At 61.2% G+C, this 15,502-nt stretch carries 13 protein-coding genes; 7 read left to right on the forward strand and 6 right to left on the reverse strand.

The annotated features are described in order from the left end of the window. Positions 1-47: 47 nt before the first annotated feature. The 3 genes from Q0X23_RS09295 (at position 48) to Q0X23_RS09305 (ending at position 2,903) form a co-directional block, all read left to right on the forward strand. Positions 48-755, forward strand: coding sequence for an NTP transferase domain-containing protein (locus tag Q0X23_RS09295; RefSeq protein WP_297860027.1), 708 nt, complete (start codon positions 48-50; stop codon positions 753-755). 224 nt (positions 756-979) lie between these two features. Continuing rightward, the gene (locus tag Q0X23_RS09300; RefSeq protein ID WP_297860028.1) at positions 980-1,519 is read left to right on the forward strand and encodes a CBS domain-containing protein; all 540 of its coding nucleotides are present in this window, start codon (positions 980-982) and stop codon (positions 1,517-1,519) included. Positions 1,520-1,796: 277 nt separating this feature from the next. Continuing rightward, a complete protein-coding gene (locus tag Q0X23_RS09305; RefSeq protein WP_119341466.1) occupies positions 1,797-2,903 on the forward strand; it encodes a type IV pilus twitching motility protein PilT in 1,107 nt (368 codons plus the stop codon). A gap of 2 nt (positions 2,904-2,905) precedes the next feature. Here the strand turns inward: Q0X23_RS09305 and Q0X23_RS09310 are convergent, their stop codons facing one another. The 5 genes from Q0X23_RS09310 to Q0X23_RS09330 all read right to left on the reverse strand — a co-directional run bounded on the left by Q0X23_RS09310 (position 2,906) and on the right by Q0X23_RS09330 (position 9,652). After that, the gene (locus Q0X23_RS09310) at positions 2,906-4,933 is read right to left on the reverse strand and encodes a M3 family metallopeptidase (RefSeq protein ID WP_297860029.1); all 2,028 of its coding nucleotides are present in this window, start codon (positions 4,931-4,933) and stop codon (positions 2,906-2,908) included. A 45-nt stretch (positions 4,934-4,978) separates the two neighbouring features. Then, positions 4,979-6,115 (reverse strand): DegT/DnrJ/EryC1/StrS aminotransferase family protein, encoded by a 1,137-nt coding sequence (locus Q0X23_RS09315; protein WP_297860030.1) that lies wholly within the window; start codon positions 6,113-6,115, stop codon positions 4,979-4,981. An 82-nt stretch (positions 6,116-6,197) separates the two neighbouring features. After that, positions 6,198-7,331 carry an LptF/LptG family permease gene (locus tag Q0X23_RS09320; RefSeq protein WP_297860031.1) on the reverse strand — a complete coding sequence of 378 codons (1,134 nt, stop codon included), beginning with the start codon at positions 7,329-7,331 and terminating at the stop codon, positions 6,198-6,200. Continuing rightward, positions 7,328-8,914, reverse strand: coding sequence for a hypothetical protein (locus Q0X23_RS09325; protein WP_297860032.1), 1,587 nt, complete (start codon positions 8,912-8,914; stop codon positions 7,328-7,330). The genes Q0X23_RS09320 and Q0X23_RS09325 overlap by 4 nt, the downstream gene beginning before the upstream one ends. 114 nt (positions 8,915-9,028) lie before the next feature. Continuing rightward, a complete protein-coding gene (locus tag Q0X23_RS09330; RefSeq protein ID WP_297860033.1) occupies positions 9,029-9,652 on the reverse strand; it encodes a hypothetical protein in 624 nt (207 codons plus the stop codon). A 229-nt stretch (positions 9,653-9,881) separates the two neighbouring features. Between Q0X23_RS09330 and Q0X23_RS09335 the strand changes: the two genes are divergently transcribed. Then, positions 9,882-10,964 (forward strand): N-acetylmuramoyl-L-alanine amidase, encoded by a 1,083-nt coding sequence (locus Q0X23_RS09335; protein WP_297860034.1) that lies wholly within the window; start codon positions 9,882-9,884, stop codon positions 10,962-10,964. Here the strand turns inward: Q0X23_RS09335 and Q0X23_RS09340 are convergent. Then, complete coding sequence (locus Q0X23_RS09340; RefSeq protein ID WP_297860035.1) at positions 10,933-11,631, reverse strand: HAD family phosphatase; 699 nt, start codon at positions 11,629-11,631, stop codon at positions 10,933-10,935. The two genes, Q0X23_RS09335 and Q0X23_RS09340, sit on opposite strands and share 32 nt — an antisense overlap. A 173-nt stretch (positions 11,632-11,804) precedes the next feature. On the opposite strand from Q0X23_RS09340, the gene Q0X23_RS09345 reads away from it, so the two are divergent. The 3 genes from Q0X23_RS09345 to phnE all read left to right on the forward strand — a co-directional run bounded on the left by Q0X23_RS09345 (position 11,805) and on the right by phnE (position 15,181). After that, on the forward strand, positions 11,805-12,680 hold the full coding sequence (locus Q0X23_RS09345) for a phosphate/phosphite/phosphonate ABC transporter substrate-binding protein (protein WP_297860036.1): 876 nt from the start codon (positions 11,805-11,807) through the stop codon (positions 12,678-12,680). Positions 12,681-12,794: 114 nt separating this feature from the next. Beyond that, complete coding sequence (gene phnC / locus Q0X23_RS09350; protein WP_297860037.1) at positions 12,795-13,553, forward strand: phosphonate ABC transporter ATP-binding protein; 759 nt, start codon at positions 12,795-12,797, stop codon at positions 13,551-13,553. After that, positions 13,550-15,181 carry a phosphonate ABC transporter, permease protein PhnE gene (gene phnE / locus Q0X23_RS09355; RefSeq protein ID WP_297860038.1) on the forward strand — a complete coding sequence of 544 codons (1,632 nt, stop codon included), beginning with the start codon at positions 13,550-13,552 and terminating at the stop codon, positions 15,179-15,181. The genes phnC and phnE overlap by 4 nt, the downstream gene beginning before the upstream one ends. Positions 15,182-15,502: the final 321 nt, after the last annotated feature.

A 15,502-nucleotide genomic window follows, 5' to 3' on the forward strand; every position in this document is an offset into this window, starting at 1 on the left:
TGGGGGTTGGGTAAAGAGAGCGGGGTGACCAAGGGTAAACTGAGCGGGTGGAAGCGATTGTGTTGGCCGGGGGCAGCCCCCAAGACCCCCTGGCCCAAAAGTTTGCTGTAGCCAGCAAAACCCTGGTGCCCCATCGGGGCCGTCCGCTGGTGGAGTACACCCTCGAGGCTCTGATGCAGGCTGGGCTGGAGGTGATTCTGGTGGGCCCTCCGGCCCCCTTGAATCCGCCACCTAAGGTATCCCTGCCCGACCAAGGCAGCCTGATAGCCAACCTCGAGGCCGGCCTCCGCGCCGCCCAGGGCGAGAAAGTGCTGGTTGCAACCGGCGATATGCCCTTTTTGAACGTGGAAGCCGTGCGCTGGGTGCTGGAACATGCGCCCCAGGCGGGTTTTGTATATACCATTATTGCCAAGCCCACCATCGAGCAACGCTTTCCCAGCATGCGCCGCACCTACGCCCGTGTGCGCGAGGGCTCTTTCACGGGGGGCAACATCGTTATTATTGACAAAAAGCTCTTTTTTACCGCCCTTCCTTTGCTCAAGCGGGCCCTGGAACTGCGCAAAAAGCCCCTGGCCCTGGCCCAGATGATCGGCTTCGGAACCCTTCTAAAGGTGCTACTGGGCCAGGCCGAGATTGAGGGGCTCGAGGCCCGGGTCTCGCAGATCATCGGGTTTCCGGCCAGGGCGCTCATCACCCCCTATGCCGAAGTGGGGGTAGATATAGACAAGGAAGAGGATTTACGGTGGTTGGGGTAACGCCGATTGAGTCTGGTGCCCAGAAAATGAAGCGGTAAACCAGAAATATGCTTGGCTCATGCGACGTGCTCAGTGCTGCCCTGGGCATATGTCTATACATCGATACCTGCGGCACTTTCGGGCTTCAGCGTTAGGCTTACGGCCTGGCTTTCAGCTACCGGAAAGCAGCGATGCCGGATGTGCTGGCCTGTAGCTCCCTGAGAGCGGTGTAGACTGGAAATCAGATGCGAACGGTTCGTGATTTACGCCTGGCGGGTTTGATTGCTTATCTTGCTGCCCTGATTGCAGGGCTGGTTGTTTCGGGGCTCATACACTGGGCTTTGGGTGGGCGCGGACAGTTTGGCTGGGAGGGTTTCAACTTTTTTGGCATCCTCGAGGGCCTTTCCTTCCTGCTGGTTTTCACCCTGAGCCTCTGGATCGCCAAGCGAGCGGTCAAGGTAACCACTACTACCCTTCTCTCAGCCGGAATTTTTGCCCCTACCTCGGCCCGCAAACTGGCCAGGCCGGTACCGGTCATTCATGCCCTTCAATCCTTCGAGGGCAACATCGCGGTGCTGCTCGAGGCCGGGCATCCGGTAGGCGTCATTGGCATCGCCGACTCGCTGGTACCCTGGGACGAGGCCCCGGTGGTGCCTGGCGAGACCGCAGCCAGCGAACTAAGCTCGATATTCCGCCAGCACCAGATTGTCTTCGTGGCTGATGGAGACAAAGTCCATGGCATGATTACGCGCGAGCGCTACTTCAAATATTTGGGAGCAAAATAGCTTTTCTTGCTTGATCTGCCTGTCCGACGTCCGCTCGGCTGGATAACGGTCGTGCGAGATGAAAAGCACGGTTCCGGCAAATTCTTGAGCTTTGCTAGTGGCAAAAGTCGAGTAACTGGCCCAAAGAAAACGCAGCTTATCACGCTCTAACTGCAAAATGTGACCGGTTGCGAATTAGAAGTAACCCAGAACCCATAACTAGATAGAGAGCCAAAGCGGTATATGAACATACCTTGCCGTTGGCTTGACGTATCCTAGTTGGTAACTGGAGAGACGCATGACCAAAGCCCCGGATATTGTAGATTTGCTCAACCTGGCTGTAGACCGAAGCGCCTCGGACCTGGTTATTACGGTGGGTCTTCCGCCCATGGTCAAAATTGACGGTGAGTTTCATCCCACCGAGTATGAGCCCCTGACCCCACAGGAAACCCGTCGCTTGACCTATGCCCTGATGGACGAAAAGCAGCAACGGGTCTTCGAGGAAGAGAAGGAGCTCGACTTCTCCTTCAGCCTGCCGGGTAAAGGCCGCTTTCGCGTCAATATCTTCTTGCAGCGCGGTAGTGTGGGCGGGGTGTTGCGGGTGGTGCCTTCCAACGTCAAGAGCTTCGAAGAATTGGGCCTGCCCAAAAATGTGGCTGACATCGCTATGAACCCACGGGGTCTGGTGCTGGTGACCGGGCCTACGGGCTCGGGGAAGTCCACCACCCTGGCTTCGATGATCGACTACATCAACGAGCGTAAGCGCTGCCACATTGTCACCATCGAAGACCCTATCGAGTTCTTCCACCGCCATAAATCCTCCATCATCAACCAGCGTGAAATCGGCTCCGATACCCATGGTTTCGATAAAGCCCTGCGTTCGGTGCTGCGCCAGGCCCCGGATGTGATTCTGGTAGGCGAGATGCGGGACTATGAAACCATCTCAGCAGCCATTACTGCTGCCGAGACCGGCCACCTGGTCATGGGAACCTTGCACACCAACAGCGCACCCGAGACCATCGACCGTATCATCGATGTGTTTCCAGAGTCTCAGCAGGAGCAGGTGCGGGTACAGCTTTCCAACAACCTGGTGGCCGTCCTGACCCAGCAGCTTCTGCCCAAGGCTTTCGGGGGAGGGCGTGTTCTGGCCTACGAACTCATGATTGCGACGCCGGCGGTGCGGGCGCTCATCCGTGAAGGCAAGAGCCACCAGCTAGTTAGCGTGATTCAGACTGGCGGGCAGTATGGCATGATTACCATGGATGCCTACCTGGCCGACCTGTTTAAGCGCAAGCTGATTACCTATGAAATGGGGCAATCGCGCTCGGTAGACCCTAAGGAGTTTGCCCGTCTGGCGGGTGCGGGCAGCGCTGCGTCCTCGGCCGTAGGAGCGCGTCGGCCGTAAATTCAGTCCAGCAACCCTGAACGGGCCAGCAGGGCCTTGGGGTCGGGGTCGCGCCCCAGGAAGCGGCGGAAGAGCTCGGCGGGGTCTACGGCGTTGCCTTTGCTCAGAATGTGGGCAATGAAGTCCTCGCCGGTCTGGCGGCTGAAGATGCCCTCGGACTTAAAACGCGAGAAAGCGTCGGCATCGAGCACCTCTGACCATTTGTAGGAGTAGTAGCCAGCGGCATAGCCCACCGGATGACCAAAAAGATGGGCAAACCCAGCCACAAAAGCATAGTCCTGGGGAAGCGGGGCCGGCATGAAGGGTTGCATAACCTGCCGGGCGTACTGCATCACGTCGCCATCGCCTGGGCTGTAGTGCACGTGTAAAGAGAGGTCAAGCATTCCGAAGGCCAGCTGGCGCATGCCCAGGTTGGCGGCCCAGTAGTTGCGGGCCTGCATCATCTTTTCAAACAGCGCATCGGGGATGGGTTCGCCGGTCTGGTAGTGGCGGGCGAAGAGGTCGAGGGCCTCGCGCTCCCAGCACCAGTTCTCCATGATCTGGCTGGGCAGCTCTACAAAGTCGCGGGCGACCTGAGTGCCAGCCAGGCTCCGCGCCTCGACGCTCGAGAGAGCCAGGTGAAGCAGGTGGCCAAACTCGTGGAAGACGGTTTCGACCTCGCGGTGGGTGAGCAGGGCGGGCTGGTCGCCTACCGGGGGCGTCAGGTTGCCGCACATCAGGCCCAGGTGGGGCTCGGTGGTCTCGCCGATGCGCACGCCCCGGATGAGCGAGTTCATCCAGGCCCCACCGCGCTTGTTTTCGCGGGGGTGCCAGTCGGTGAAGAATCGGCAGATGCGCTTTCCGTCTCGGTAAATCTCGTAGGTCTTAACCTCGGGGTGCCAGGTATCCACCCCGTTAACCTCGCGCACCTCGAGGCCAAACACCCGCCGGACGATTTCGAACAGCCCAGCGAGTACCTGGGGCAAGGCAAAATAAGGGCGCAGTTCTTCTTCGTCGAAGTCGTAGAGGGCCTTGCGCTGCTTCTCGGCGTAGTAGGCGATGTCCCAGGGTTCCAGCGGGGGTGCCTGGGGGCCCTCGAGCTCACGGCGAAAGGCCTCGAGGGCCGCCAACTCCCTGGTGAAGTAGGGCTCGTAAGCTGCCTTCAGGTCGTGCTCGAATTGCAGGGCTCGTTCGGCTTTGCCGGCCATGCGGTTTTCCAGCACGAAGTCGGCAAAGTTGGCATAGCCCAGGAGGGCGGCTTTTTCGCGGCGCAGGGCCAGGATTTCATCTATCAGGGGCCGGTTGTCGCGCCCCGGCTCGGTGGCGCGGGTGTAGTAGGCCAGGTAGACCTGCTTGCGGATCTCGGCATTGTCCAGGTAGGTTTGTACCGCCAGGAAGCTGGGCTGTTGCAGGGTAAAGCGGTAGCCGTCGCGCCCTTTAGAGCGGGCGCTCTGGCGGGCGGCCTCGAGGGCGCTTGGAGGCAGACCCGCGATCTGGGTTTCGTCCAGGTAGAGTTCCCAATCGGCGGTGGAGTCGGTAAGGTTTTGCTCGAACTGGGTGGTGATTTCCGAAAGCCGGGTGTTGAGGACCTCGAGGCGGGCCTTCTTTTCTGCCGGAAGGTCGGCCCCCTGGCGGCGAAACTCGTCTAAGCGCAGCTTCAAGAACCGCGCCCAGTCGGGGCTCAGGGTCTGGGCTTCTGGTGAAGCGGCCAGGTCTTTGAGGGCCTGATAAAGCTCGGTTGAGAGCTGCACCCGGGTACTAAAGGCGGTGATGGGCGGGATGATGGCGTTGTAGGCGGCGCGTAGTTCGGGGCTCGAGACCACGCTCTCGAGGTGGGCCACCAGCGTAAAAGCATAGCCGAGCCTCTCGCCCAGCCGGTCCAGGGCCAGCAGGGTATTCTCGAAGGTGCGCGGCCCCTCTACCCTCAGAATGGCCCGAAACTCTTCTTCAGCCTGGGCCAGGAGGGTTTGGACGGCGGGTTCGATGTGCTCAGGGCGGATTTCGCTAAAAGGAATGTCGTAGCGAATCTCCAGCAGGGGGTTCTTCGACATAACAACTCAGTATAAGCGGGGGTGGCGTGGGCAAATGTGCAGTAATTAGGCGTAACTTTGCACAGCCCGAATTACCGCTTCAACCTCGGCCTCGGCTAAGAAAGGGTGCATGGGCAGGCTCAGCACCTCGCGGGCGGCGGCCTCGGCAGCGGGGAGGGCACCTGCGGGGGCCAGACCGCGGTAGGCCGGTTGCAGGTGTGCCGGAACCGGGTAGTGGACGCTGCTGCCGATGCCCTGGTCTTTTAGATAAGCGGCCAGCCGGTCGCGCTCGAGGTGGCGCACGGTGTACTGGTGATAGATGTGCAGGGCGTAGGGCATTTCGCAGGGAACCAGCACCTTGTCCCGAAGTCCCTGGTTGTACATCTGGGCGATTTGTCGGCGGCGGGTGTTCCAGGCTTCCAGGTAGGGCAGTTTCACCCGCAGTATGGCTGCTTGCAAGGCGTCGAGCCTCGAGGTGTACCCCGCAGGCCGCACATGGTGGTAGCGCACCCTGGAGCCGTGGGCGGCCAATAGGCGCGCTTCTTCGGCAATGGAGTCGCTGTGGGTGGCGATAAAACCCCCGTCGCCATAGGCCCCCAGGTTTTTGCTGGGATAAAGGCTAAAGGCTCCGGCATCGCCCAGGGTGCCGGCCTGGGGGTTGGAGCAGTTGCAGGCATGGTCTGCCGGGTGCTGGCAGCCAGAAGCGCAGTAGCGGGCCCCGATGGCCTGCGCGGCGTCTTCTAGTATCCGCAGGCCGTGTTTTTGCGCAAAATCTCGGATTTCTTTCATGGGCGCGACCTGCCCGTACAGGTGCACCGGCAAGATGGCCCGGGTGCGCGGCGTGAGGGCTTCCTCGAGGAGCGCCGGGTTCAGGTTGAAGTTTTGGGGGTCGATGTCTACCAGAACGGGCCTGGCCCCAGCGTGCAGGATGGCCTCGAGGGTGGCAATAAAGGTAAATGGGGTGGTGATGACCTCGTCCCCTGGCCCAATGCCCATGGCCTTTAGGGCAATGTAAAGCGCATCCGTGCCAGAGCCGCACGTTACCACATGGGGCACCTTCAGATAGCCTGCTAGCTCGCTTTCCAGGGCGGCTACCTCGGGGCCCCCCACAAACCAGCCGGAGGTGAGCACCCGTTCAATAGCTGCATCAATGGATGGTTTGAGCTCGAGGTACTCCCGTTTGAGATCTAGAATCGAGATCATGCAGTACACCTTAGGTTTAGCTTAGTGTAAGGGGCTTCTTTATGCATGGGTAGCGAAACCTCAGCCAAAGCGAAGGCCCATTTCAACGATAGATGCCCTTCCCCAGCCAGAAACCCACCACCAAACCCAGCAGGTTCGCGCCCCAGGCCCCAGCTTCGGGGGGCAGGGGGCCCGTGAGGGCCAGTACCTTGCCGGTGCTAAAGGCCACGTAGTAGGCAATGGTGAGCACCAGGGCCAGCGCCAGCGCGGTGCCGGGGCTGGTGGCCCGCCGCACCGCTACCGGTAGGGCGAGCACCAGCACCATCAGGTTGGCCAGGGCCAGGGCAATGGTGGAGTGCCACTGGGCTTTGGCTTCGCGCAACTCGCGGAGTGGGGTGCGGGGGTCTCGGAGTTTGCGCCACCACTCCGAAAGCGAGACCGGCGTCTCGAAGCCGCCCCCGGCGTACTGGGCTTCCAGGTCTTCGCGGCTGCGGGAAAGCCGTACCGAGAGTTCCGCACCCGGCTGGCCGATGTTCTGGGCCCGAAACACCCCCCGCAAGCCAGCTTCGGCCTGCTCGAGGGTGCTGAAGTCAGGGAGGGGCAACTGGGCAAAGTCCAGGGTGAAGACCTTGTAATCGCGGAACACGATCGTGGAGCCCTGCAAGCGGGCGGTTTGAGCCAGAATTACAGTCATGACCGGGCCCTGCCAGCGCTCGAGGCGCACCTGCTGCAGCTCGTCCTTAGCTGCATCGAAGCCATCGTAGCGCAGGGTGTACTCGCCCACCGAAAGCTCCCGCCCCACCAGGTTGAACTGTGGGGTGCGCTCCGGAATTAGCTCGTTCCAGTACACCAGCGCCGTAGCTCGGTTGGCCCAGGGCACCACCCATTCTGAAAGCATGAGCGAAAGCCCACTCATGAAGAGCCCCCCCAGCAAAAACAGCCGGGCGGTGCGAAGCACCGAAATGCCACCGGCCTGCATGACCATCAGCTCGTTTTCCCGCGCCAGCCGCCCAAAGGCCAGCATCACGGCCAACAATCCAGCGATGGGCAGGGCTTGCACGGCGGCGTAGGGCACCTGTAAGGCCAGCCATTTGAGGATGCTGGTCAGTTCGGCGGTGCCCATCCACTGGGCCCTGGGCAGGACGTTGCTGATGAGCCCAAAGCCCACATACAACACCAGCCCGAACAAAAAGATGGGCACGGCCTCGCGCAAAATGTAACGATCCAGGTGGGTCATCGGATTTCCAGCCCAAAAGTAAGTTTGCCGTTGGCCACCTCGTCGGGATGTTGAGCCAGGCGGATTTCCTGATAGCCCAGCCGCCAGACGAAGCAGCAGTCAGCGTAGCGCAGTTCCAAACCCCAGCGGCTTACGCCCTGGCGCAGGAAATCATACCCGAGGAAAGGCGTCAGGTTGAGGTCGTAGGTACACGAGAGTGGAACCGGCGTGAAGCCCACCACCAGTTCCCGGCGCTCCCAGTCGTCGCGTCCGTTGCTCAGGGTTTTGCCCACGCAGTTCCAGCAGGCGTGAAGCTGGGCCCATACCTCGCCGTAGTCCTGCACGAGGCCAATCCGCAGGCTGGCCTCGGTCTGGGCCTTGAGGAAGTCGTGCTCGGCTTCCAGGCCGAGTCCTCTGTAGCGCAGGCTGCCCGAGAGCTTCTGGGTGGCCTCGCGGCGCTCGAGCCAGAAGCGCCCCGGGGTGGACTCGATGGCCCAGGTATAGCCTACCTGCAGGATGAAATCGCCCTCGTAGCGGCCCTCGGCGTATCCGCCGTAGGCCAGATACTGCTGGGGCTGGTTGTAGAAACCCAGCACCCCGAAAGGCTCGAGGCGGAAGCGAAAGGGCCCCTCCTGCACCTCGAGGTTGTAGCGCAGCTCAGCACCGGCAGCCAGACCTTGCGTCTGGCTGGTGGGGGTGCCGTCGGGCCAGTCCTGGGCCATCCAGCCGTAAGGAGTTAGGGTAAAGCGATCCAGGGCAAAAGCCTGCTTCAGGCCAAAAGCATAGCGCCCTTTTTCGCTATCGTGCACAAAAAATAAAGGGCCATCCACCACCTCGCCCCGGCTGGCCACGCCGCTGGATTTGCTATCGAGTTGCAGGCTGACCCGGCGGTTTTTTTCCTGGGCGGCCAGGCCCAGCCGCAGGATGGGGTCGGGGCTGCCGAGGCGCAGACCCAGCAGGGTCAGCCGGGTGGAGAACTTGCCCGAACGACCCCCCGCATCGGGCAGGGGAAACTCGCTCAGGCCCACATTCAAGCCCTGATCGAAGTCGAAACGAACCGGCAGGGCCAGGGGGGCTTCGGTGCCCGCTGGGGTGAGCCCCAGGTTCTCACCCAAGGGCTGGTTGGGATCGAGCCGAAGCTCGCTGAAGCGGGCCAGGCCAAACGCATACACCTCGAGCCGGCTATCCTCCAGCACCACCTCGCCGGTCTGGGTGTCGAAGTACAGGGTTTCGGACAAAAGCCGCAGGTCATCGCCACACCTGCAGGTCGTGGCCCGAATCCCGCTGGCCCGCAAGACCTGGCCTTTGATGTGGCTCTCTTCCGCCCAGAAGCGGTAGCGGGGGGTTTCTACCTCGATTTGCTGGGCAGTTAGCTCGCCACTGGCCTGGTCGTAGCGCAGGCTGGGGGCTTGCAACAACAAACCTTTGGTCTGCAAACAGGCTCCGTCGCTGAAGAGGGCTACCTCGCCATCAAATTCAAGGTTTCCTCCCCCCGCCAGCCCCTCGGGGGTCTCGAGGGTGTAGGGCTGCTCCGCACAGGGGACTGGGCTGGTCGGAGAGGCCCAGGCCAGGGCGCTGAACAGCAGGGCTAAGGGGAGAAGCAAAGGGGAGAGGGCGCAGGGGAGAGGGGGTTTCGCTGCCCCCGGGCCCACTGCGCCTGTACCTGTCGTGGGCCCCACACCCGGAGCCCTGTACCCTTCTCTCCCCATCCACACGCCCTACAGTTTATCGGCGTAGGGGCGCAGGCGGTTCAAGATTTCGGCCGGCACGCGGGTGCTGGCCCGTACCTTGCCGTTGGCAGAGTTCAGCAGCAGGGTGCTATCGGGCCGGTTGCCGCGCAGGGTGGTGGCACCATCGCGGAACGTAAAAACCCCCAGCACCAGGGCCTGGTTGTTGGCGGTGTCCACCACCAGGGTACTGGCCTCGAGCACGGGGTCGCTCGAGCGCACCTCACCTTTGAGCACCAGCACGTCCTCTTTGAGCAGCAAGCCCTGCTGGGCCGTGAGGGCCTTGAACTCTTTGGAGCTAAAGCGCACCCCGTTCATGCGCAGGGTGTCGGGCTTTTGCAGGTACTCGAGGCTTGCAGCGGCAAATTCGCCCTCCCTGGCCTTGAGGGTGGCTCCCTGGGCCTTGATAAAGTCGCCATCGCGGTACTGGATGTAGCGGGCTTCCAGCACCAGCCCGCTCTTGTTGTCGCTGATGGTGCCGCCGGTCGGCAAAGTATAGACGCCGGTGCCCACATCGAGCTCCGAGTTGCCCCGGGGCCTCACCTCGAAGCCGGCGAACCTCGAGGCCAATCCCACCAGCGATAGAAGAATGAACAGAACCAGCCAACGCTTCATCCCCACAATCCTAGAGCCTGGGGCATGAAGCGAATGAGCAAACCATCAACACGACCACCAGGCCTGACGAAACCACGACAAAGCCCAAAAACCGAAGTCCGATAGCTGCAAGTAGCCCGCACACTGGCCAAAAGCAAACTGTTCATCGGTGGTTGAGGTTTAGGAGCCTACTCAGGCCAGGGTCAAATTTTCAAAAAAAGCCTCTCCATTTCGGCTATACTCCAAACAGATGCGCTTATTGGCCTTCCTGATCGTAATTCTGGCCCCCGTTTTGGCCTTTCCCCGGCTGGGCCTGCACGAAGGCTACACCCGCTTAGTCTTCGACCTCGAGGCCAACGCGCAGCACCAGGTTACACAAACACCCGACACCCTGACCCTGCGCTTTAGCGGTATTAGCGTGGGGGCTGCCGATGAAGACGTTAGTTCGCCCCAGGTGGCATCCTATCAGGTGGTGCCTGGGCCGGGCGGTGCGACGGTGTTTGTACGCCTGCGCCCAAACGTAGAGGTTAAGACCTCTGTGCTGAATGATGGAAATCGGCGACGACTGGTGGTGGACGTGGTGGAGGTGGCGCGGCCCACCCCAAATTCACCCCAAGCCTCGAGCCGCCCAGAACCCCCCAAGCCCCGCACCCAGCCCAAGATTGTGGTGATTGACCCCGGACACGGCGGCATAGACCCCGGCGCGGTGGGTTTTGTCGTAGAAAAGGAGGTCACCCTAGACCTGGCCCTGCGCTTGCGGCAACTGCTGCAAAAAGAGGGCGTCGAGGTGGTGCTTACCCGCAGCAGCGATACCCACCTCTCCCCCGACAAGGCCACCGACTTAGGCCTGCGGGCCGATATGGCCCACTCCAAGCGCAACCTGTTCATCTCCATTCATGTCAATAGCGCCCCCAACGTGGCCCAGGGCATCGAGACCTACTACTTTGGTCATACCCTGGAGCCCAGCTTGCTGGCCCAGGTGATCCGCGAAAACGGTGGCGGTGAGCTGGGCCGCCGCCTGACCCGCGAGGCCCAGAGTGTGGGCGAGCGCCTGGTACGCGATCTGATTGCCCAGTCAAACCTTAAATTCTCGCGCCAACTGGCCCATCTGGTGCAGGGGGGCATGCTCCAGGCCACCGGCGCGGTAGACCGGGGGGTGCGCCAGGCGCCGTTCTATGTCATCCGCAATGCGCGCATTCCGGCCATTCTGGTAGAGGTGGGCTTTGCCAACCACCCCGAGGAAGGCCGTCGGCTCCAGACCAGCGCGTACCGACAGGCCCTGGCGACGGCCATGGCCCGGGCTATCCTGCGCTTTCTAAATAACGGGGAGTAGACCTGGGTTGCTTGCCCCGCGCGATGCGCAGCAAATCCCACAGCGCCAGGTCGCTCAGGCTGGAAAGCAGCAGGTCGGCCTGGCCCAGGTTCAGGTGCCGGGTGATGGCGTTGGGAACCGCCACCGTAAAGGCTCCGGCTGACTTGGCCGCCCGCACCCCGTTCAGGGAGTCCTCGAGCACCAGGGTCTCTTGAGGCAGCACCCCGAGCCCTTCGGCAGCCCGTAAAAATAGGGCCGGGTCGGGCTTGGTCAGGGCCACATCTTCTTTGGTTCGAATCACCTGAAAATAACCCAGCAACCCCAGCCGCTCGAGGTGTCCTTCCACCCAGGCCCGCCTCGAGCTGCTGGCTACCGCCAGCTTCAGGCCCATGGCCTGGGCGGCCTCGAGGTAGTCCAGCACCCCCGGCAGGGGTTCTAGCGTCTGATTGAGGGCTTGTTTGCGCTGCTTAACCCAGCCTTCGATGCCTTTCTTGTCCAGTGTTGTTCCCAGCAGCTTCTCCAGGTGGCCCGCAGGGTCGAAGGGAATCGAGTTGTTGCCAATAAAGGGGAGCCAGTAGTCCAGGGAAAGCTCGGCCCCGTGTTGCTGGTAGACCTCCTGCCAGGCCTGGAACTCGGTGCTCTCGGTGTCGAGTATGGTGCCGTCGAAGTCGAAGATAAGGGCTTGCATCTGTGCGATTGTACTTCTTTCGTAAGGCTTGCTGGAGAACTCGAGTAACCCCAAAAACAACCTCGCTCGAGGACAATTGTTTCAGATATGATTAGCCCACAAACTAAATCCAGGCCAAATAAAACTTTGACCTGATTCAATTCTGACAGAAGCTGGTGTAGGCTAAGCGGCGTATGAAACGCAGCTTGCTTTTCCTTCTGGCCATACTGGCCTTTGGCTTGTCGGTTGGTTTTGCGCAGAACCCGGTTAAGGTGCGCATCGGCTTCAACCCTACCCAGAACTCCGACCAGCTCCGCCCGGCGGCCCAGGCCATCGCGGACTACCTCGAGCGCCGTTTCCAGGGGGCCATCGAGGTCGAAATCTTCATCCCCACCGAGTACCGGGGCCTCATCGAGGCCATGCGCGGTGGTAACCTCGACTTTGCTTTCTTTCCCCCCGACGGCTACGTGATTGCCAACCAGGATGTGGGGGCCCAGGTGCTTCTTAAGAGCGTGCGCGGCACCAGCCCCTTCTACTGGAGCGCCATCGTGGTTCGCAAGGACTCCGGTATCAAAAACCTTCAGGGGCTCGATGGCAAAAGCATCGCCTGGGTAGATAAGAACTCGGCGGCGGGCTATGTCTTCCCGCGTGCGGCGGTGGTGGGGGCTGGCCTAGATCCGGATAAGCTCTTTGCCAAGCAGACCTTTGCGGGCCGCCACGATGCTTGCGTGCTGGCTGTGCTAAACAAATCGGTAGATGCCTGCGCCACCTTTGCCAACGATACGCGCAACAAGAGCGGGGCCTGGACGCAGTTCCTCAAGCCCGAGGAGGCCGCCCAACTAACCGCTATCTTCTACTCCAAGCCCATCCCTGGCGATACCTTCTCGGTCTCCAAGCAGTTTTACAGCAAGAACCCCACCCTTTCGCGCGGTATTGCAGCAGCTTTGCAGGGCATCCGTACACCCGAGAATAAGCTACTGTTCAACCTCTACCGCATCGATTACATGATTCCTGCCCAGGACTCCGACTACGACGTGGTACGTCAAGCCCGTAAAGTGGCCGGTCAGTAGGCCCAGAAATTCATCGAAGCGCCAGCGCCCCCAGGTTTACGCTGGGGGCTTATGATTTGATGACATGGAACCGATGTGGAAAGTGATGAAAGTGATGTTTGATGGGGAGGACGCATGATTGAAGTTCGCAACCTCAACCAAACCTTCTACACGGCCAAAGGGCCCCTGAAGGTGCTCATGGATATCAACCTGGAGATTCCCCGAGGCGACTTCGTGGCCGTTATTGGGCGCTCGGGGGCAGGCAAGAGCACCTTCTTGCGCACCCTGAATGGGCTGCTGATTCCCACCACCGGCTCGGTGGTGGTGAACGGCACCGACATTACCAAGCTGCCTAAGCGTGAGCTGCAAAAGTACCGCCGCACGGTGGGCTTTATCTTTCAGCAGTTCAACTTAGTCAACCGCCTGAGCACCCTGGACAACGTGTTGCATGGCCGCCTGGGCTACCTCCCGACCTGGCGCGGCTTGCTGGGCCTGTATGGCGAGACCGATTACCGCATCGCCCGGCAACAGTTGGAGCGCGTGGATCTGGCGGCCAAGGAAAACGCTCGAGTCGACTCGCTCTCGGGGGGGCAGCAACAGCGGGTGGCCATTGCCCGGGCCATGGCCCAGCAACCTACCCTGATGCTGGCCGACGAACCCGCCGCCAACCTCGATCCGGTGCTCTCGGAGGAAGTGATGCGCACCCTCAGGCGCTTCAACGAGCAGGACGGTGTGACGGTGGTGATTAACATCCATGCCCTCGACCTGGCCCTCAAGTACGCCAAGCGCATCGTGGCTTTCAAGCGGGGACGGGTGGTCTATGATGGCTCGCCTGCACAGCTTTCCGAAGAAGCGGTGGACGACCTCTACGAACGCAAGGAGATGCTGGCATGACCGAGTTGCTCCTCTACGCCTTTTTTGGGATGCTGCTGGCGGCGCTGGCCGGCCTGGCCAAGGGTTCCATGCGGCGCTGGGTAATTGGTGCCGGGCTGGCTTTGCTGGTGGTCTTTGCAGCCTTCCCCTTTAGCCGGGCCCGGGGCTTTTTGAGCCGCGATACCATAGACCCTACCCTGCTGGCCCTGGTTCCCCTTTTTCCGCTGTTGCTCATGATTCCCCTGGGGGTGCTGCTGGCGCTGGTGCTGGCCCGCCGAGGTGGGCAGGCGGCGGGGCTGGGCGGGGTATTGGGCGGTGCAGCGGCCCTTGTTGCTGCCGCTGGGTGGTATGTCCAGCCTGTGCAGATCGCTAAACTCTATCCGGTCGAGGGCCTGATTGAACTGCTTTTGGCCCTGGGGGTGGCGGGCTCGGTGGCCCTGCTGTCCTATAGCCGCCCAAACCAGCGGGTTCCCATCCTGATAGGGGCGATGGTGGCTGGGGTGCTGGCCTTCTGGTGGTTTCATGCGCCCCAGGGGGGTGGAGCCTACCTCCCCAAGAGCCTGGGCTATTACAAACTGCTCCTTCCCACGCCCCCAGACACCCAGCAACAGATTGCCGATGCCTACAACCGGGCGCTGCCCGAACTCAACGCCATCCGCAAGGAACTGGGCCAGGACGAGCTAAAACCCATTCGGGGCCTGGCCGACCTGCAAGGGGCCATTCCTCAGCAGGCCTCGAGCGAAGGCTACCGCCTGGTGCAGCCGGCCACCACCCAGTACGGGGCTTTTGCGGTCTTCTTCCTGGCAGGGCTAATGTTGGGAGCGGGGCTGATGCAACTGCGCAACGCCAGCCTGCAAGAACCCGACGACTTCCGCGCTGGCATCCTGATTGCCCTGGTAGCGAGCTTTCTGATTCCGGCCTTTGACGCCACCGAGTTCGACCTGAACAAGCTGGTGGTGGGCTGGCCTTTCTTGCAGCAGTTTGCCGACAAAGCCTGGCCGCCTCTGCTGGCCGACCCTGGTACGGAGCGCTATCCCTTGCAAGAGGTCTTGAGCCAGATTGCAGTCACGGTGCAGATGGCCCTGGTGGGCACCTTTTTGGCCGCGGTCTTTGCCATGCCCCTCTCGTTCCTGGCGGCGCGCAATGTGACCTCCGGTACGCCCCTGATGCGCTCGGTGTTCTATGTAACCCGCCTTTTTTTGAACGTGCTGCGGGGGGTTCCCACTCTGATTATTGCCCTGATTCTGGTGGCGGCAGTGGGCCTGGGGCCTTTTGCCGGGGTGATGGCCATTGCCATCCACTCCCTCACCGAACTGGGCAAGCTATACTCGGAGGCCATCGAGAACGCCGACAAGGGGCCAGTGGAGGCCCTCGAGTCCACCGGCGCCTCGGGTGTGAATGTGGTACGCTGGGCCATTTTGCCCCAGGTCTTGCCGCTGTTTGTGTCCTACACGGTCTACAACTTCGAGATCAACTTCCGCTCCTCGCTGGTGCTGGGGCTGGTGGGGGCCGGCGGAATCGGCTACTTCATCAACGAGAAGATGGCCTCGGGGCAGTACGACCAGATGATCGTGGGGGTGATTGCGATTGTGATTGTGGTGAATATTATCGACTTTGCTTCTTCGTGGCTGCGTAGCCGGTTGGTCTGATCGCGATTCCCTACATCACATCCTTAACTGAGGGTAAGCAAGCCTTGTCGGTGCGATGAAGCCGCAAGCCGATGAAGCAATCCAGAAGGAGAGTTCAAGGAAGAGGGCCTGGGATTGGTGCAGGGCTCGCCGATTGATGGAGCTTTGGGCGCAGGCTTCTAGCGCCCGCAGAACAGGTCATACCAGATTCGGTTAGTTCGCCGCCATCTGGCGGCGAACTAACCGAATTTGCTATAAATCGTTTCTTGCCCACCAGTCGGGAATAACGAAAGAAATAACGGGGCGAATGTCCCGAATTCAGCTAAAATAAATTAGACACGC

The sequence above is a fragment of the Meiothermus sp. genome (assembly GCF_026004115.1).
Lineage (GTDB): Bacteria > Deinococcota > Deinococci > Deinococcales > Thermaceae > Meiothermus.